Origin of the sequence: Bacillus sp. SD075 (genome assembly GCF_017355165.1) — a bacterium.
Taxonomy (GTDB): domain Bacteria; phylum Bacillota; class Bacilli; order Bacillales; family DSM-1321; genus Peribacillus.
In genome coordinates this window covers 136,113-155,534 of sequence record NZ_JADILK010000008.1, presented here as the reverse complement: position 1 = coordinate 155,534, position 19,422 = coordinate 136,113, and the positions used below count along the sequence as shown (strand labels likewise).

The 19,422-nt window shown below is 38.9% G+C and carries 13 protein-coding genes and 1 pseudogene; 7 read left to right on the top strand and 7 right to left on the bottom strand.

What is annotated here, in order from left to right:
- Positions 1-15 precede the first annotated feature (15 nt).
- The 4 genes from IOC57_RS08920 to tagD form a co-directional block, all read right to left on the bottom strand.
- Positions 16-942, bottom strand: a complete 927-nt coding sequence (locus tag IOC57_RS08920) for an LCP family glycopolymer transferase (RefSeq protein ID WP_207438386.1) — start codon at positions 940-942, stop codon at positions 16-18.
- Between the two features lie 287 nt (positions 943-1,229).
- Positions 1,230-2,270: a C40 family peptidase gene (locus tag IOC57_RS26310; protein WP_207438385.1), complete on the bottom strand. Its 1,041-nt coding sequence runs from the start codon at positions 2,268-2,270 to the stop codon at positions 1,230-1,232.
- Positions 2,271-2,559: 289 nt separating this feature from the next.
- The gene (locus tag IOC57_RS08910) at positions 2,560-3,723 is read right to left on the bottom strand and encodes a CDP-glycerol glycerophosphotransferase family protein (protein WP_207438384.1); all 1,164 of its coding nucleotides are present in this window, start codon (positions 3,721-3,723) and stop codon (positions 2,560-2,562) included.
- Complete coding sequence (gene tagD / locus IOC57_RS08905; protein WP_207438383.1) at positions 3,716-4,114, bottom strand: glycerol-3-phosphate cytidylyltransferase; 399 nt, start codon at positions 4,112-4,114, stop codon at positions 3,716-3,718. Before tagD ends, IOC57_RS08910 begins: the two co-directional genes overlap by 8 nt.
- 948 nt (positions 4,115-5,062) lie before the next feature.
- On the opposite strand from tagD, the gene IOC57_RS08900 reads away from it, so the two are divergent.
- The 5 genes and pseudogenes from IOC57_RS08900 to tagH all read left to right on the top strand — a co-directional run bounded on the left by IOC57_RS08900 (position 5,063) and on the right by tagH (position 12,992).
- A complete protein-coding gene (locus tag IOC57_RS08900; RefSeq protein WP_207438382.1) occupies positions 5,063-8,392 on the top strand; it encodes a CDP-glycerol glycerophosphotransferase family protein in 3,330 nt (1,109 codons plus the stop codon).
- A 100-nt stretch (positions 8,393-8,492) separates the two neighbouring features.
- Positions 8,493-10,031, top strand: a complete 1,539-nt coding sequence (locus IOC57_RS08895) for a glycosyltransferase family 2 protein (protein WP_207438381.1) — start codon at positions 8,493-8,495, stop codon at positions 10,029-10,031.
- 139 nt (positions 10,032-10,170) lie between these two features.
- A pseudogene (locus IOC57_RS08890) lies at positions 10,171-11,376 on the top strand (CDP-glycerol glycerophosphotransferase family protein); the annotation flags it as partial.
- A 3-nt stretch (positions 11,377-11,379) separates the two neighbouring features.
- Positions 11,380-12,177 carry an ABC transporter permease gene (locus IOC57_RS08885; protein WP_207438379.1) on the top strand — a complete coding sequence of 266 codons (798 nt, stop codon included), beginning with the start codon at positions 11,380-11,382 and terminating at the stop codon, positions 12,175-12,177.
- A gap of 17 nt (positions 12,178-12,194) precedes the next feature.
- Complete coding sequence (gene tagH / locus IOC57_RS08880; RefSeq protein WP_207438378.1) at positions 12,195-12,992, top strand: teichoic acids export ABC transporter ATP-binding subunit TagH; 798 nt, start codon at positions 12,195-12,197, stop codon at positions 12,990-12,992.
- A gap of 259 nt (positions 12,993-13,251) precedes the next feature.
- On the opposite strand, the gene IOC57_RS08875 is transcribed toward tagH, so the two are convergent.
- The 3 genes from IOC57_RS08875 to IOC57_RS08865 are packed head-to-tail and all read right to left on the bottom strand — an operon-like array spanning position 13,252 to position 17,404.
- Positions 13,252-14,418: a glycosyltransferase family 4 protein gene (locus IOC57_RS08875; RefSeq protein ID WP_207438377.1), complete on the bottom strand. Its 1,167-nt coding sequence runs from the start codon at positions 14,416-14,418 to the stop codon at positions 13,252-13,254.
- A gap of 24 nt (positions 14,419-14,442) precedes the next feature.
- On the bottom strand, positions 14,443-15,969 hold the full coding sequence (murJ, locus tag IOC57_RS08870) for a murein biosynthesis integral membrane protein MurJ (protein ID WP_207438376.1): 1,527 nt from the start codon (positions 15,967-15,969) through the stop codon (positions 14,443-14,445).
- Positions 15,970-15,973: 4 nt separating this feature from the next.
- On the bottom strand, positions 15,974-17,404 hold the full coding sequence (locus tag IOC57_RS08865; RefSeq protein ID WP_207438375.1) for an O-antigen ligase family protein: 1,431 nt from the start codon (positions 17,402-17,404) through the stop codon (positions 15,974-15,976).
- A gap of 111 nt (positions 17,405-17,515) precedes the next feature.
- On the opposite strand from IOC57_RS08865, the gene IOC57_RS08860 reads away from it, so the two are divergent.
- Both IOC57_RS08860 and IOC57_RS08855 read left to right on the top strand, forming a co-directional pair.
- On the top strand, positions 17,516-18,259 hold the full coding sequence (locus IOC57_RS08860) for a WecB/TagA/CpsF family glycosyltransferase (protein ID WP_207438374.1): 744 nt from the start codon (positions 17,516-17,518) through the stop codon (positions 18,257-18,259).
- An 18-nt stretch (positions 18,260-18,277) separates the two neighbouring features.
- Positions 18,278-19,381, top strand: coding sequence for a glycosyltransferase family 4 protein (locus IOC57_RS08855; RefSeq protein ID WP_207438373.1), 1,104 nt, complete (start codon positions 18,278-18,280; stop codon positions 19,379-19,381).
- Positions 19,382-19,422: the final 41 nt, after the last annotated feature.

Below are 19,422 nucleotides of genomic sequence, written 5' to 3'. Positions count from 1 at the left end.
GCCACCCTCCATTCATTATAATCCCAGATGTGTTTTCACACGATTTTGGGCTTCAAGCTTTGTATCTTCTGGAACGATGTTGTACCAAACGCCATTCACCCGTTGATTGTCACCTTCAAGTGTGTATTGATCAATATTTTTGAGGGATGATTTGTAGTTATTTTGGATACTCAACATTTCATTGAAACTTAAATTGGTTTCCACGTTTTTACCCAGGGCTTCGAATATATCGTCATAATTGGTAAGTGTTGATAGGCTTGCCCCTTTTTTCATGACAGCCTGGATAACCTGGCGTTGCCGCATTTGCCGTCCATAATCCCCGCGGGGATCTTCTTTACGGATTCGGGAATAAATCAAGGCCTCTTTACCATCTAAGTCGATCGTGCCTTTGTTGAAGGTATATCCTTTGTAGGCAAGGTCCATATCATTATCGACTGTGACACCGCCAACTGCGTTCACAATATCCTGAAAGCCTTCCATATTCATTTTGACGTAATAATCAATCGGAATATCCAAATAGGCTTCCACTGTATTTATTGACATGGCAACTCCGCCATAAGCGTAGGCATGGTTCATTTTATCATTTGTACCTTTACCGATGATCTCTGTACGCGTATCTCTCGGTAAACTTAATAACTCAATCGATTCTTTTTTAGGATTAACCGTCATGACAATCATCGTATCTGATCGACCTGAGTCATTTTTTCTTTCATCCACACCAAGAATCAGTAATGAAAATGGATCTTTGCTTTTGAACTTGATGTCCTCTACACGCTTATCCGTTTTATGCGCTGTACCCTGCATAGTGTGAATCGCACCGGATAATGATTTATAAACTGAAGCGCCATAAACACCTGTGCCAATGAAAAGGATAAGAAGGGTGAAGCCAATTATTTTAAACGCTTTGCGTTTCTTTTTCTTTTTTTTATGTTCGGATCTCATTTAATATTCCTCCCTTAACCATCCAACAAAATGGAAGGTGTGAAAAAGTACCTAAGACGGTATGTTTTTAACTATACCTTTTTTCTGTCAAAAATAGAATAGTTTCTTTTTGTACTTAGAGTGCATATTTACCTTTTTTTATTCAAAAAAACGAAGGATTCACAGAAACTGAATTCCCTCGTTGGCACATCATTCTAATTTTCCCTTAATTGTGTAACCATGGTTAAAAAACTATGGTTCTTTTACATAAAATTGCCAGACTCTAAGAGAAGTCTGGCAAGTAAATCTTATAAACTTCTATAACCGATGATTTTACTCTTGAAATAAGAGTTTGAAGTAGTACTGATTGTTACTCCCTTACTTGATGAGGCATGAATGAATTCCCCGCCGCCCAAGTAGATTCCCATATGGTTTACCACTGCTTTATTGGAACCTGTTGCAAAGAAGATAAGATCGCCACTTTTCGGTGAAGTAACTTTTTTACCCATATCATAATATGTGGAAGATGAAAGCCTGGATACTTCATACCCAGCCTTCTTGAAGGTATAGTAAATAAATCCACTGCAATCGAAACCTGATGGGGAGGCGCCCGCCCACGAATAAGGCGTACCAATCAATTTCTTTGCTTCGGAAACAAGGTTGGCCACTTTGTTCCCCGAACTTGGGGCTTCCACTTTTCCATCATCGTTTTTATCTGCAGGGGCAGTGCTTGCCGAACTACTTAATTTTAGTTTCTGACCCACCCTGATTAAATCGGAATTTAATGAGTTGATTGATTTAAGCTGAGCTACAGTCAAGTTGGTTTTTCTGGAAATTCCGGAAAGTGTGTCACCTTTTACCACAATGTATGTAGACGAATTGGCTGGGGTCTGAGTAACATTGGATGGTTTGGAACTGCCGGGAAAGTCAATGGTAGTGGTGGTGGTTGATTTGGATACGATAAGTTTGGCGCCAGCATAAATCCTATCGGATTTTAAGTTATTCATTTGCATCAATTCAGCAAGTGTAAGGTTATGCTTGTTTGCTATCCTGGTTAAGGTATCACCTGAAACAATGGTATATGTGGCATTCTTTGTTTTTTTTACGGAAACTGAAGGAGCATCTGATGTTGTTTTGGAGTTGGGTGTAGTTAATTTTTGATTGATTCTCAAAAAGTCTGATTTTAAGTTATTAAGCTGTTTTAAGTCTTTTACCGTCGTATTATGCTTTTGGGCGATTTTACTTAAGTTATCACCGCTTTTGACTGTATATGTACCGGCAAGGGCAGGAGAAACAAAAGTCGAAGATAAAATGGCTAATGTCGAAAATGCGACAACACTTTTTTTCACGGTTTTCCACCTCTAATATGTCTTTTTCCCTATTCTAACAAATTAAATGGATTTAAACATATTACATTTTTGTTACAAGGGGAATATAGTAGTATTTTACTGGTTTATATTGGTGGGGTTTGAGTATTATAATCTACAATATTTTCTATATTATGAGTCTTTTTTCATAGAATGGAGTTCCTTGTTTTTATTTGTCATTCGCTGTAAAAATATCCCTGATTTTAGGGTGTTTCGTTGAGGGGATATTGACAAAAATGAAAACCCACTTCGTAAAACGAAGTGGGTGGTTTTATTTAAAAAGGAAATCAACTAAATCCCTGCTTGAATGTCCTGTGGAGTATTCATTCCATTTTTGGTTAAAGGAAGCGATCTTCATTAATGACTGATCGGCGGTATGGATTCCCTTTATGAGCTCTTCTGTGGTAGATACCACGGGTCCGGGCATGGAAGAAGAGTAATCCTCCCAGAATCCCCGTTCCTGCACATACTTATCTAAGTCATATGCAAAGAATATCATGGGTCTTCCCAAAAAAGAGAATTCAAATGGAATCGAAGAATAATCGGTTATTAAAAGATCTGTACTGATCAACAGTTGATTAACGTGAAATTCATTATTGACAGGGTAAATGAAACCCGGGAATTTATCTTGTAAATCATGCTCCGCTTTTACAGCGGGATGCAGTTTTAGAATTAACGCATAATTTTCGCCCTGAAGTTCCCTGTAGAGTAATTCGAAATCAAGTGCAATCTCTCCGCTGTTCAAGCCTTCATTACGAAATGTAGGGGCATATAACATTATTTTCTTATGCACAAGTTCTGGATACTTGGCCAGCAAAGCATTACGGGCAGTTCTTTTTGATTCATCATTAAAAAAGAAATCGGTCCGAGGTATCCCGGTCCTTAGGATATGGGATGCCGGTAGTTGAAAACTTTCCTGAAAAATCTCGGCCATTCTCTCTGAACCTGCCGTAACATAATCGAATTTATTATATACATCTAAAAATCTTTTCCTTGCCCCGGCTGAACGGTTTTGAATGGAAGGATCTTTTGCCCCGAACTGTTTAACGGCACCGGCCGCATGCCACACTTGGACACATGTCACTTCCTTTTTGAATGCAATGGCTGAAAGAAAGCCAAAATAATTATCGATGATAATCCATTTTGATGTAGCCAGATGATAAATCGATCGGATCATGGCCAGGATATTCTTGGATTCAAACGGAAGGACGATGGTTACCCCATCGTCCTTAACTTGTATAGAACTGCTCGATTTCATTAAAAACACTTTTTGGACGGAAATGTCCTGCTTGTCCATTTCATCTGCGATATATTGGCAATTGTCCCCGAATGATGTGACAAAGGTCGTTTTGTCATATAAAGGGAAAAGTTTAAAGATAGAGAATAAAACTTTGAAACTAAAAAGATAAATTCCTATCGCAAATTCTTTAGCCATTCGTAACTTGTAAAAGGTCATCTTTAATTTTGGAAGTCGAAATGCCGATCGTTCTTGGAAGGTAGACCACTTCACAAACTTCGGATAATTCATCGAATTCGCCTTTCCAGTCATCACCCATTACAAAGATATCTACACCCTCACGAACGATGTCTTCCTTCTTTTGTTCCCAATTGTCTTCAGGTATAACTTCATCCACATAGCGAATTGATTCAAGGATCATTTTTCTGTTTTCAAAGCTATGATAAGCTTTTTTGTCTTTTAATGCATTGAATTCATCAGTGGAAATGGCAACGATCAGATAATCCCCTAAATCTTTAGCGCGTTTCAATAAATTGATATGACCCCAATGAAGCAAATCAAAGGTTCCGTAAGTGATTACTTTCTTCATGTTTATTCCTCCTTTAAAACTCTTAAACTGTTATTCAATCAAATTAATATATATTTGGTCTATTAGAATATGAAATGGAACAATCAAACAGGCAACTAGCATGTTAATTCTGCTTGTTGTTTTCCTATATTTTTAGGCAATGACTTTCTCTTACTAATTATAACTTAATAGCTTTACAAATAAACCACAATTTTTTTACAAATAAACCACATTTTTTTTATATGGATGATTATTGTAAATATTAATTATTAAGTTAAAATTAAACGTTGACTAATTTGAACTACTCTGTAGGGCATAATCATACTGTATGGTATTTAGAAATAACATTCATCACATTACTTTAAGTAAGTTGATGAACGTTATGATAAGAAAAATTTCATCTTCTTGCTGCAATCAAAATAAAGCCATTTACAATTTTATCACGTTTAGGAGAGAACAACTAGAGGCGCTTCAGAAATCCCTTTTTTCAAATAGTGAAGGTGAAGTGGCAGTACCTCATGAAGAAAGAGGAAGGTCATGTATAGGCCATCAGTCTATCGCTAAACATTTAATAGCCCTATTAATGAAGGGCAAGTAAAACAGTTTGATTATTGGGAGCCCATAATCCCTGTTTTGAATGCGAACGCTTTGATGCCAAGAAGTCTTCTTTGCCATTAAAAGACATGTTTTTGCTATTCCCTTTCCATTCTGGCAACATGGAAGGATGTGCATATGATTTTTATGGCAATACTTCCCGGGAATGGTCTTTAGTTTTAGTATAGTTTGTTTTCGATAACAGATAACCTAATATTGTCTTTTTAGTTTGTTGGTGGAATTAAAGGTAATTTACGGGCGGTTTTCCTGTCCGTTTAATGATATTGAGGAAAAACTGAAAAAAGTTTATGATTTTAAAGTACAATGAATGATTCATTTTTATTTAAATAAATAATTTGTTATAGGTGGTCTAAAATGATTAAAAAGCTTCTTGGAAAAAGGAAAGCAAAAAAAACTCCTAAAATTAAGCTGAAACAAGTTCTGACCATTGCGCAAGAGGAAAACAAGCTATTGATAAAAGGGGAATTTTCAATAGAACATTATTGCGCAAAAGAACTATGGCTATATTCTAGGGAAAATGACGATCAAAAAATAATACTAGCTGAATCAGCGAGCTTATCCAAATTTGAGTTTAATGTAGATATGAAAGATTTAATGCGGAAATTAGAAGAGGATGAACCGACTGTTTATGATTGTTATATAAAGGTTTCCGTTCCGGTTGAAAAGCTGAGCAAAAAAACATTACTTAGTATCGAACATAAAGCTGAATATGTAGATGTGAACGAACAGGTTCATATCGAATACCCAATTCGTCTAGGGCGCTTTCAGGAAACACGCATAAACAATTTGAGTATGTACAACTATGAAGATAAACAATGCATATTCTCTATAACGAATAAAGGGAATTTGTCTCTTTACTACAATACAGTCCCTAAAGTTCAGGTTAAGTCTCAAATTGAAAAAATCAAAAACAAATCGAAGACCATGCAAATTAATGGTCAAATTTTCACCAAACATTCAACGATCGTAAAAGGTGAGGCCCTAGTAAAGGGAAGACAAAGTGACAATGAATATCAGGCAAATATATCTTTTATTCATAATAAGGAGATGAATATTAAGAAATATGGACTGAATCGTTATATATATGATTTGAAATTGGACTTAGCGCAATTAGTCAGTGCGGATTTGGAAGATGATGTTTATGACATTTACATGAAATTACAGTTACATGATCAGGAAGAGCCGAAAATGGTACGCGTCGGAAGACCAACCACCAGAACGAAATTATTTACTAAAAAGACAGATGTCAGCTCAAATAATGGAGTTGCTATCATCAATCCATATTATACGTTTAAAGCATCCAATTTATCTTTGGAAGTGTTTAACTTCTCCACAGAAAGTTATCGATATTTAAACAGGATGATGGGGTGGAGGCGATTTTTGACTTTATTTAAAAAGAAAAAGGATGTCTGGCTAATTGGTGAAAGAACGTATAAAGCCCAGGATACCGGATATCACTTTTTTAAATATATGAGGGAAAATCACCCTGAAAAAGAAGTGTATTATGTAATAGAAGAAAATTCCGTGGAAGCCAAGAATGTCGAGCCCTTTGGGAATATACTTTATTTCAAGTCAAAGGATCATATTAAAAAGACCATGGAATCGACACGTATCATTTCATCACATCATCCGGATTATTTATATCCTTTAAGAACATCTGAATTTAAAAATCGCGTTAAGGGAGTTAAGGTATTTCTCCAACATGGTGTAATGGGCACTAAAAATATGGTGGCAAACTACGGAAAAAATGCAGTTTCCGGTTTTAGTACGGATGTTTTCCTAGTAAGCTCAGACTTCGAAAAGGATATGATAGTAACTGATTTTGGGTACAGCGAAAAGGAAGTATTCACAACCGGACTTTCTAGGTTCGATTCCCTGTTTAAGGATGATGTTTTAACAAAGCGGCAATTATTGATCATTCCAACATGGAGAGATTGGATCACATCCGATGAAATATTTTTGGAAAGCGATTATTTTGAAAGGTATCAGAAATTAGTGAATCATCCGGTTTTACATGAGTTATCTAAAGACAATGGGTTTGAAATCATTTTTTGCCTTCACCCCAATATGCAGAAATTCACGTCTTATTTTAAGGATGCTCCAGTTCGGGTGATTAGTCAGGGCGAAGTGGATGTCCAAAGATTAATTAAGGAAAGTGCGATTATGATTACGGACTATTCAAGTGTAGCCTTTGACTTTAGTTTCCTGCATAAACCGGTTATTTACTATCAATTTGATAGAGATCGTTTCATAGGGAAAAGGCCGTCACATTTGGATTTGGATAACGATCTTCCGGGTGAAATCGTGGATGAATTGGATGAATTGTTAGGTGTATTAGCCGAATATGCCAATACTGATTTTGTCATGAAGAAAAAGTATATAGATAAGGCCAACCGTTTTATTAAATATCGCGATGTCCATTCTAATTCAAGGATATTCGAAGTGATTCAACATGCAGAAAAAGATCAAAATACACTAATTAAATTATATAACCATCCGATATCAAAACTCATTTTGAATCGATTTAGGAAAAGTGAAATGTATTTCCCTGTCATGAAAAAGGTTTATAAAATTATGTCCAGGCTTATCCCGGTTGACCGGGACCTTATTCTTTTTGAAAGTGGGATAGGGAAGCAAGTTGCGGATAGCCCCAAGTATATTTATGAAGAACTGGTCAAAAGGGATAATAAATATAAAAAAGTTTGGGTGTATAATGGTAATTTACCGATAAAAGGAAAGAATACGAAGCTTGTAAAGCGCTTAAGTCCGGAATACTATTATTATTTAGCCAAAGCAGGTTATTGGATAAACAATCAAAACTTCCCTACCTATTTAAGCAAAAGGAAGGAAACGACATATATTCAGACTTGGCATGGTACCCCTTTGAAAAAAATGTTGTTTGATATAGACAATATTCAAGGAAGGGACGAGGGGTACTTAAATCGAGTTCATGGTGCGACGAGAACTTGGGATTATTTAATATCACCAAGTCCATACGCATCCGAGGCTTTCAGAAGTGCCTTCAAATATGAAGGGGAAATATTAGAGACGGGATACCCAAGGAATGATTTGTTTTACAGGGAAGATGCTTCAATAATTGCCAAGTCAGTGATGGGGAAATTGAAGATACCAAAAGGAAAAAAAGTCATCTTATATGCTCCTACATTCCGGGATAATCAAACTTCGAAAAACAATAAATTTATTTTCGAGCTGAAATTTGATTTGGAAAGAATGAAGGAAGAACTAGGGGATGAATATATCCTGTTGTTAAGGATGCATGTTGTTATAAGTAATAATCTCAGCATCTCTAGTGAATTCGAGGATTTCGTGATAAATGTATCCAATTATTCAGATATTCAGGAACTTTACCTGATTTCTGATATATTGATTACGGATTATTCTTCAGTGATGTTCGATTTTGCTAATACTGCTCGGCCAATTTTGTACTACACTTATGATTTGGAAGATTACAGAGATAACATCCGAGGATTCTATATGGATTTTGAAAAGGAAGCACCAGGTCCGTTTTTAAAAACAACTGAGGAGATTATCGATACTATTACCAATATGGATGAAATAAACATGCAATACAAAGAGAGGTATGGTTTATTTAGAGAGAAGTATTGTGGAATAGAGGATGGTAAAGCTACACAGAGAATCGTGGATAAATTTTTTAATGATTGATCCCTTAAATAAAGGGTATTGTTGCCTTTAAGTAACTGGTGAACTGGCTGCCTGGTCCTAATCATCTATGTTACCTCTAGTCATAAAGGAGAGGGATCGTATGAAATTCATGGTACGTCAAAAGGCGAGGGAACTTTTAAAGAGCGGTACTATTTCAATAAAAAATAATCCTGTAAGCTTAAGAAATAAATTTTTAGGAAAAGGGAAAAAAGTCACAGTTGTCACTGCTGTATACAATGCTGAAAAATTCATCAGAAAAACGATTGAATCAGTAATAAATCAAACCATGGGTATAGATCAGATCGAATATATCATCATTGATGATTGTTCGTCTGATGGCACCAATAAAATCATTCAAGAGTATACAGCTAAATATAAAAATATCTGTTCAGTTACCCTTCAGGAAACTAATGGATCACCTGGGACCCCCAGAAACATTGGAATAGAATTGGGAACATCCAAATATATAACTTTTTTAGACGCGGATGACTGGCTTGCCCATGATGGACTGGAGAGCCTATATAACATCCTGGAGGAAACCGGTGATGATTATGTAGTGGGCAAAACGGTAAAAGTCGAATCGGAGTCAGAGAGTGTTATCGGTGAGTTTGCTTCCATTAAAGAAAGAAGAAGCATCAGCCCATTGGATGTTCCGCACTTTTTTTATCATATGGGTCCAACGGCCAGGATGATGGATCTGCCAATGGTTAAAGAAAATGAAATTGGTTTTCCAAATATGAAATTCGGTGAAGATAAATGGTTTTTTACAGATGTTTTCTTTATAGTTAGAGCAGTATCGACTACTACAAAACCTATTTATTATGTCAATAGAACTTCGGAAAACTCCTCTTCTTTAACACGTGTTACGAATGTGTTGGACAAAAGAAAAGCGGATGTTGACATAATAAAGTATATTCAATCCAAGGATATTGCAATTGAATTGAAAAAGGCGGCTCTTAACCGGATTTATGAGTACGATATTGTAAAAACGTTCGACAGTCAAACCTTTGTGAAATCCAAGAATAAAGAAGATTTTATTAAAATATTAGGTGAAGCTGTCGAAACTGCGAAAAACTTGTCATATGACTTCAAGAATGAATTTCAAGTACCTATTTATAAATTGGCACTTGAATTATTCATGGAGGATCGTATGGATGATTTCGTAAAGTTGTTTGAATGGTTAAAGCGAGATTCCAATAAAAGATATTATATTAAAGATGGTTTACCTTATTATGAACTTCCATTTCTGGAAGGTGAATATCGCTACGTAAGGATACCAATGCTTGCCCGTGCATTGGATTCTTATATTATGGATAATGTCTACCATCAAAGTTTTGAGATTTATGGTGATGATATAGACAACATAGATTCTGTATTGATACGTGATCGAACAAGAATTGACAATGAAATCAATTGCGGAATTCAGATAGAAGGTAATAGAGGTCATTTTACTGTTTCGTTAGATGAAATTGATAAAATGGAAAAGTCATTATTTACGGTGTTCATTCGCTACAATGATTATCAATTGGTGAATGTTAAAAGGATCCTGAAAAATAAGATGACGTATAATAAGAAAAATGTGGAGTTTTATACAACAGTGGCAAATAATTTGGGACTGGCAATAAAGTCTTTGGAGTAGCTGTTAGAAGTACACCAAAAATAAGCTCTCCCTTCTATTGGGCGAGCTTATTTTTAATTCGGTTTATTAGCATGGTTCCAATATCATTAATCAATAAAAAGGGAGATCGGATATGTCAAATGATAAAATACAAACCTCAAAGAGACCTTCCTTTCTATCGCTTGTTAAAGATAAGGCTAAAGCAATTTTTTTAAGAGGATATAAAATGGCTTTTGCATTGGCGGGCACAGTATTGCCAGTGGACCGGAAGCTTGTTATTTTTGAGAGCTTTTTGGGTAAGCAGTATAGCTGCAATCCCCGTGCGATTTATGAATACTTGCAGAGTAACCATCCTGAATATAAAATGTATTGGAGCGTAGATAAAAGGTATACAGCGCATTTCGAGGAGGCAGGCATCCCTTATCTCAATCGTTTTTCATTTAGTTGGCTGCTCAAAATGACAAGAGCCCATTATTGGGTAACGAACAGCAGGCTCCCGCTTTGGATTCCGAAGCCGAAGCACACGATCTATTTGCAAACGTGGCATGGTACTCCATTAAAGAAACTTGCGGCGGATATGAATGAAGTTCATATGCCTGGAACAACGACGGATAAATATAAGGAAAATTTCCATGCCGAATCAAGTAAATGGGACTATTTAATTTCACCGAACGCTTATTCAAGTGAAATTTTTGCCCGTGCCTTCAATGTTGCTCCTTCTAAAATTCTCGAAACCGGTTATCCCCGCAATGATATACTTTACAATGGGAATAATCGTGATACAATCGACTCATTGAAACAGAAGTTGGGTATACCAATAGAGAAAAGGATCGTTTTATATGCCCCGACTTGGAGAGACGATGAGTTTTATAGCAAGGGAAAATATAAGTTTGAAATAAAACTGGATCTGGATCGAATGAAACAGGAATTGGGGGAGGAGTATATCATTTTGCTCCGTCTGCATTATTTGGTTTCTGAGAACTTGGATTTATCGGCGTATCAAGGATTCGCCTACGATTTATCCAGTTACGAAGATATTAGTCATTTGTATCTTATTTCAGATTTATTAATAACTGATTATTCATCCGTATTCTTTGATTACGCAAATTTACAGCGTCCGATGCTTTTCTATGTATATGACATTGAAAATTACAGGGATAAGCTTCGCGGGTTTTACTTTGATTTTGAAAAGAATGCACCTGGTTTGTTAGTTAAAACATCTGATGCGGTCATTGATAGTATCAAGACGATGAAATATGAAAATACCAATGATATCAATCATTTTCACGCGCGGTTTTGTGCACTCGAGGATGGCCAGGCTTCACGCCGTGTCGTAGAAAAAGTGTTTTTAGGAAGGTCCGTGTAATTTATGAGTTCAGCTTTGACCGTTTTAAAAGAACAAATCAATAATTTTTATTTGGTAAGGCGTTTATCTGTTTATGAGATGAAAAGTGCCAACAGCAATAACTACCTGGGCATCCTATGGGAAATCATCAATCCGATGATACAGATTGCCATTTATTGGTTTGTGTTCGGATTTATAATCTTAAACCGCGGTGAAGATTTCCTTCCATGGCTGATGGCAGGGATCGTTGTCTGGTTTTTTGTGAATCCTTCAATAACCCAAACGTCCAAATCCATCTATTCCCGACTGAATATGGTATCCAAGATGAGTTTTCCGATGAGTGTCATTCCTTCGTATGTCATCTTTGCTAAGTTGTATCAGCATCTCATGCTGCTGGGAGTCATCATCATCCTATTAGGTTTTACTGGATATCTCCCAACAGTTTATATCATACAGCTGCCATATTATGTTGCCGCGACGGTTGCGCTGTTATTTTCATTTGGCTTAATCTCTTCAACATTATCAACCATTATTCGTGACGTTCATAATATAATCTTGTCCTTAATGAAAGTCTTGTTTTATTTAACACCAATCCTTTGGGTAATGGATGCTAAGGAGCATCCTATCATAGTCAATATCATGAAGCTGAATCCACTATATTATATCGTGGAGGGGTATCGAGCTTCATTGTTGGGGGAATCATGGTATCTGATAGAGCATTGGGAGTATACCCTTTATTTCTGGGCAGTCATTATCATCTTGTTTTTGATAGGTTCCTCGCTGCATGTCAGGTTTAGAGATCGCTTTGTTGACTTTAAGTAAACTGGAAGTGAGAAAAGTTGGAAAAATCGGTAATAGTCAAAGATGTAACGAAAAAATATAAATTATATAATAAAAACTCGGAAAAATTATTGGATCTCCTTTTGCCCAAAAGCTATGGGGAAGAGTATTTTGCTCTGAGGAATGTAAGTTTTGAAGCAGAAAAGGGCGATGTAATAGGATTTGTCGGTGTCAACGGATCAGGTAAATCCACATTGTCCAATATTATTGCAGGCATAATCCCGCCTACGGACGGAAATGTCCAAACAAACGGGAAGACGGCTTTGATTGCCGTTTCATCGGGTCTGAATAATCAGTTGACGGGTAGAGAAAACATCGAGCTGAAAATGCTGATGCTTGGATTCGATAAAAATCGGATCAAAGAACTTGAGCCTGAGATCATTGAGTTTTCAGAACTTGGCAAGTTCATTGACCAACCGGTGAAATCTTACTCAAGCGGCATGAAATCCAGGCTTGGTTTTTCCATTTCCGTGCATATCGATCCAGATATCCTGATTATTGATGAAGCCTTATCTGTCGGGGATAAAAACTTTGCTGAAAAATGTTTAGAGAAGATGAACGAATTTAAGACGAAGGGCAAAACGATGTTCTTTGTCAGCCATTCAGTCGGTCAGATGAAGAAGTTTTGCCAAAAGGCTTTATGGCTTGAATATGGAGAATTAAAGGCATATGGTGCCATGAACGAAGTAATGCCGAAATATGAAGCATTCTTAAAAGAATATAACGCCATGTCTAAACAAGAACAGAAAAAATACCGTGAAGAACAAATGAAAAGGCGTAGTTCCGCACTGGTATGATATCAAAAGCAGACCCGGGCCTCGGGTCTGCTTTTTTTTAGGGGTTTGTACAATTAGAACGTTGATTTCCACTCCAGGCACTCGCTTTCCGCGGGCGGTCCGGGAGCCTTCTCGGCGCCTTTTCGCCTACGGGGTCTCCCCTGGCCACGCTTTTCCCGCAGGAGTCCCGTACCTTCCGTTCCAATCAACTATGTATTAAAATTTAGATGGAACTCTTTTTGTCTATACTGTGCAGACCCGGGTTTCGGGTCTGCTTTTTTTAGTTTAGCACTTCATCATAAGCTTTCTCAAAGCGCTCGGCAGCAGTAAGATGGGAGTATTCACTTTCCATTTTATATCTTGCTTTCGCAGCTAACTTTGTTGCATATTTAGTGTCATTAAGCAGAATGGAGATGGCTTGTGCAAGTGCTTCTTTATTTTTTTCCTCTACTAACAGACCATCTTCTCCATCAATGAGAATCTCCTTTAAACCCCCAATCGCGCTTGCAATGACGGGTGAGCGGCAACTCATCGCTTCTAATGCAGAAATGGAAGTAGCTTCTTCCACCCCGTGGGAATGAACGCTTGGGATGAGTACGATGTCCGATGCTTCATAGAGGTTATGCATTTCCTCGAACGGCACTGAACCAAGAAAATGCACGGAATCGGATATTTTGAGCCTAGCTGCGGTGTCTTCAAGCCGGCTTCGCTGTTCTCCTGTACCTGCATAGACCAATACCGTTTCAGGATGGTTTTCCAGCACCTCCGGCAGAGCAAGGAGCGGGTAGATGACACCGTTCTTTTCCGTCATTCTTCTCGGAACGAAAAGCATCTTTTTATGTAGGGGGATTTGAAAGACCCGGCGAGTTTGCTCCCGCTTTGCCATTTCCGGTTTGAAAGCAGACACGTCAATGAAGTTCTTGATCGTATCCGCCTCTATATGCGCCCAATGATTTATATAGTCTTTGATCCTTTGATCGACCGTCACGACTTTTGCAGCTGACTGATAAGCCTTTCTTTCCAGCCCGCGAATGATCAAATCTTCTTCACTATCCGGAAGAAGGGCGCCCCTGCTGACTGCCTCGAATGAATAATACCCATGGACGGTTTGCACCGTTGGTATCCCGGATTCGATGGAGGCAAGCGTTGCGAAAATGTCTTGAGCATTAATGACATCATAGTTCTTTTTCAAGGCTTTAATAGATGAAGCCAATAATTTTTGGCGTTGCCGGTCATTGAAAAGCTGGCCGCTCCCCTTTTTTACCTTATTTAATAGGAATCCTGGCGCCTGGGCGAGCATCTTCCTCTTGAAAGGTGGTAATTGAGAGAAAGATAAGATGTCAACAGTATGGCCCCGCGACATTAAACCCTTTTTTAACGTAGTGATATGGCTCGATAGCCCTCCTTCATGAGGGTAGTTGAAAATCGTTGTGATTAGAATTTCCATAATGGCACTCCTTCTTCTAATGTATTACTTTGAAGATTTGATCCTTTTCATCGCTTGCAGGCCGCTTACTTTAAAAAGGATGGATAAAGCGAGATATAATCCGAATACCAGCAGCGAGATGATCACTAATTCCATGATGATGGGCAACTTTAGTGTAAGCGGATGGATCCAGATAGCGAGTCCGTAAATGATGGTTCCGATGATGACAAGCTTGCTGCTTTCCTGAAAAACATCCCTGAAAGCGGCCTTGTCCGCCCTTGCTGTCTTCAGCCATAGATAGACGAAAAGGTAGAGAGATTGCAGCAGCATGGAAATGCCCGATGCTAAAGCGATTCCACCTACGCCGAGAAAACGTGATAGGACCAAGCTAAGCAGGACGTTAAGCATTACGGCAATCAGGCAGGAATACATCGCCACTTTCGTTTTCTTCAAGGCGTAGAAGGCGTTCATCAGATAATCCCTCAGTGCAAAGAACGGGAGGCAAGCTGAATAAAAGATGAACGCCCTATACGTCATTTCGGTTGCTGAAGCGTCGAAAGCCCCGCGCTGGAAGGCCAGAGTGATTAAGCTGTTTCCGCTGATTAACATGACGACCATGAATGGAATCGCTAAAAATAATAGCGATTTCAGCCCCTTTAAGGTCAAATTAAGGAAAGTTTGATAACCTATAAGCGCACGCTCGACGATTGAAGGGTACAATACGGTAATCAGCGGCGTGAGGACAATGCTTAATGGCAGCCAGAGCAGGCGATTCGCATAGTTCAGTGCCGATACGCTTCCGGTTTCAAGCGAGGTCGCAATAATCCGATCGACGACACTATTCAACTGGATCGCCAAAGCGGCGATAATGATTGGATAAAAGGTATACAGAGTTTGCACGATCTGCCGTTTATGAGGCAGGAAAGAGATGATGGGCCGGATTCCGTATTTCTTCAATGACGGGTATTGGATAAGGAACTGGCTTGCAGCACCGAACACGAACCCCCATGCCAACCCTTCAATCCCAAACGGAGCAGCGAACAATATGGTGGCTGCTATAATGACCGTGTTTTGTGCAGTCGAAGTGAGTGCCGGCAGAATAAAACGCTTATTCGCATTCAGGACCCCCGTCGCCATGTAAGAAAGCGTGAAAAATAGTAAACTGGGCAGCATGATCCGGGTCAGTGACTCCGTCAAGGCAAGCTCTGCATCAGAGAAACCAGGGGCTGTCAACATGACGAGCGGTTTTATGAAAATCATGCAGGCAATGGTCATGACTGCGGCTACCAGCATAAAAAATGAACCTAAAACACTGATGAATTCATCAGCTTTCAACGGGTTATCCGTCTTCTTTTCCAAGTAAATAGGAATAACGCCGGCCTGAAGACCGCTGCCGAGAGCCGTAAAAAGAATGGTTGGTATGAGGCTTGCCACGAAAAAAACATCTGCCATGGATGATGCCCCGAAATAGGCGGCTATGATCGATTCCCGCCCGAATCCGAGGACTTTTCCAATGGCTGCAATAATAGTGACGAGCCCGACCGATTTAATGACATGTGAAAGAGTAGGCATATTTTCAATCCTTTAAAATGATGTCCTTCTGTAAACAAAATCCCAAACAACTATAAAATATCAGCGTAAACGTTTTATCTTCGAGAACATTGTAGAAAAGTCCTGCTAATAATGCGGCGAACATCAGGCAGAGGGTAAACGCTGCCAAAGTGCGATTTCCCGATTTAAGGATTTTACGGCAGGAAAAACAGATGAATGCAAGAACCGCAAGAAAGCCCAGTATGCCCGTTTGAACCAGAATCTGGATATATTGATTATCGGTATACATCCTTTCACCAATTTGGTATTCCTGATAAATTGGTGAAGAAAAGGAAAGTGTGGCTGAATCTCCGAAGGTCGCTAGCCCCGTACCGATTATCGGGTGATCTTTGAAAATTTCCACTCCCTTTATTAGGACATATAACCGGCCCCATTCTGTACTCTGGTGCAGAGTCTTATCAGAGAACATTTCTGAAAAACGATTGGAGAGTGCATATTCGTTTTCAGATGAGGGGGTGCTGCCAATTACCACATTTTCCATGGGAATCGATGCGGAAACCTCCACTTTACTGGATGCAAATAATACTGGGTAATAAATAAGAAGCAGGCCGAGACAAAATGCCCCAACAGCATATTTGAGGAATGGTTTATTTCTAGTCCATATGATAAAGACAAGCGCCGCGAACCCGAATGCAATCATCGTGCCCCGTGAATAGGTAAGCAGTAACGTTCCGGAAAGCAGGATGGCTGCCAGAAAGACGATCCATTTATTTTTTTTCAGCGACTGAAATAGAAAGAAACTCAGGAATAACTGGATGCTTAAGAATAAGGCGAATACATTAGGATTGGCAGGTGCTCCATAAATCCTTATCCGGTTTGTTGGAGAAAGGTTCCACATTTCCCATTCATGGGGAAGCAAGATCGTACGTGAAAAGATTTTCTCCACTAGGCCATGCAGGCAAAGCAAGATTGTGAATATTAGGATTACCTTCAAAAAGCGAAAGATATCCTTTCTTTCTAGATTTAATTCACCGATAATGTAAAGAAGCAAGAATGTAATAAGCAATGCACGGAGTTCAAATAGGATGGGGAGGATTCCCACTCCGTTTATAAGTGCAGACCCGGCACCAATTAAACAAAACAACCAAAAGGGCGCAGTAAAATGATATTTTGAAAATTGCCATTCGCCCTTTTTGAATCTTTCAATGAGTAAAGAAATGAATAGGGTGAGGATGATCAGGTCACCCGTATAGGTCAAGCCGCTATTCAGTTCCATCAATAAGGGACGGGCAGGGAAATAAATGAATAGAATGAATAACAGGTTTTTTTTATTTATACCGATAAAAGAAAGCATCAACGCCGTTGCCGTGTAACCGGCGATAGGGTGAGGCGCTGCCAATGGTACGAGCAGGCACAGAAATAGAATGGGTAACGATTGTCTTTCTATAAATTTCAATTGATTAACCACCTTTGAATCAAAAATCACGTTCTATGATGTGTATGAAAAAATTTCTTGAATAATACCCCACCCTTTAGATGTATAGTACATATGAAAGGCTGAAGTGAAATGACAGAAAAGTTTGTTGAGATACTATCCATACCATTCATTGATACCAATATGGATGAATTCATGAATGGAATGATCAATCCAAGATTGATGAATCAAGAAAAAACGTTTATCGTTACGGCAAATCCGGAAATAGTTGAGTATGCAAATGAACATCAGGATTATAAAGACATCATTATATCTGCTGATTACATCACTCCGGATGGCGTTGGTATTATTATGGCCTCTAAATGGCTAAATCAACCTTTACAAGAGCGGATTACAGGATTCGACTTGATGAATGAATTATTTCGGGTCGCTGATGAAAAAGCGCTGAAGGTATACCTGCTTGGAGCGGAGGAAAACGTGATTGAAGCAGCGGCCCTGAAAGTAAAAGAATTATACCCGGGTCTCGAGTTGGTGGGATACAACCATGGTTACATTGATATCAAGGATGAAACCCTGCCTAAGACGATAGCGGAACTTGAACCTGACATCATATTGACTGCATTAGGGTTCCCTAGGCAGGAAAAATGGGTCTCCAAGCACTATGCGTTATTCAATAAGGGGTTATTCATGGGAGTTGGGGGAAGCTTCGATGTCCTTGCGGGAAAGGTGAACCGCGCCCCAGTTTTCTGGCAAAAGATGCGTCTTGAATGGTTGTACCGACTGATCCAGCAACCTTCACGGTGGAAACGGATGCTTGCTCTGCCAAGATTCGTATTAAAGGTTAGGCGGTTAAGGAAAACGGTGCAGCGTTCCTGAACATAAGGAGTGGACTGGATGAGGATCTTGCATTTAAACGCTGGTAATGAAACTGGCGGCGGTATGTTTCATATTATGTCCTTACTGAACCAATTGAATAAAGAGGAGTGTTTGCTTGGTTTATTTGAAGATGGTGAACTTTACCGGCGGGCTTTGTCCTCCGGGATACAAACCGAACTTTTCAAACAACACTCCAAATATGACCTGTCCATTTTGAAACCTTTAAGGGACTTTATCCGTCTAAATAATATAGACATCATCCATACACATGGTCCGCGGGCGAATATTTATGGTGCCTTCATAAAGCGCCTCGTTAAATGCCCTTGGCTTCTTACTGTTCACAGTTCCCCTCATCATGACTTTTTGGGGCAGGGTGTAAAAGGAAGATTGTTTACGGGCCTTCATGTAAGGTCATTTCGATATGCGGATCATATACTGGCAGTTTCCGACCGCTTTAAGCAGGACTTGATTGACCAAGGAATACATTCGTCCAAAGTAACAAAGATCCTAAACGGAATTGACTTTGAAAAGGAATTGCCTTTCCCTTTTCAAAGAGAAGATTTCGGGTTTGGGAAAGACGATTTCATCGTCATCATGCCTGCAAGGCTTGAACCGGTGAAAGGTCATGAATTTGCTTTAGAGGCATTAAGTGAAGTGGTAACGGAATTCCCCCATGTAAAGCTGTTGCTTGCAGGGGACGGGAGCAGGAGATCCGCTCTGGAAGAGATAGTCTCGGAAAAGGGATTATCCGATCACGTGCACTTTTTAGGGTATCGTGAAGATTTAGATCGAATCTACCCGTTGGGGGACATCACACTATTGACTTCCTTAAGCGAAAGCTTTCCACTGGTTTTACTTGAAGGAGCAAGATCGGGGCTTCCGGCAATCACAAGTGATGTCGGCGGTGTACAGGAATTGATTCCCGATCGGAGCAAGGGCTGGATTACGGATATCGGCAATGTCGAACAGCTGAAATTGTCCATCTGCCATGCTTTAGAATTAAAAAAATCCGGGGGCCTGACAAAGATAGGGTCGGATTTACAAAAATTTGCAAAAAACAACTTTTCTATAGAGATTTTAGCCAATAACGTATATAATGTTTATTTGAGGATGAAAAATTAAAATAAGCATTTATATATAGGTTTTCTTATAGATCGTTACGG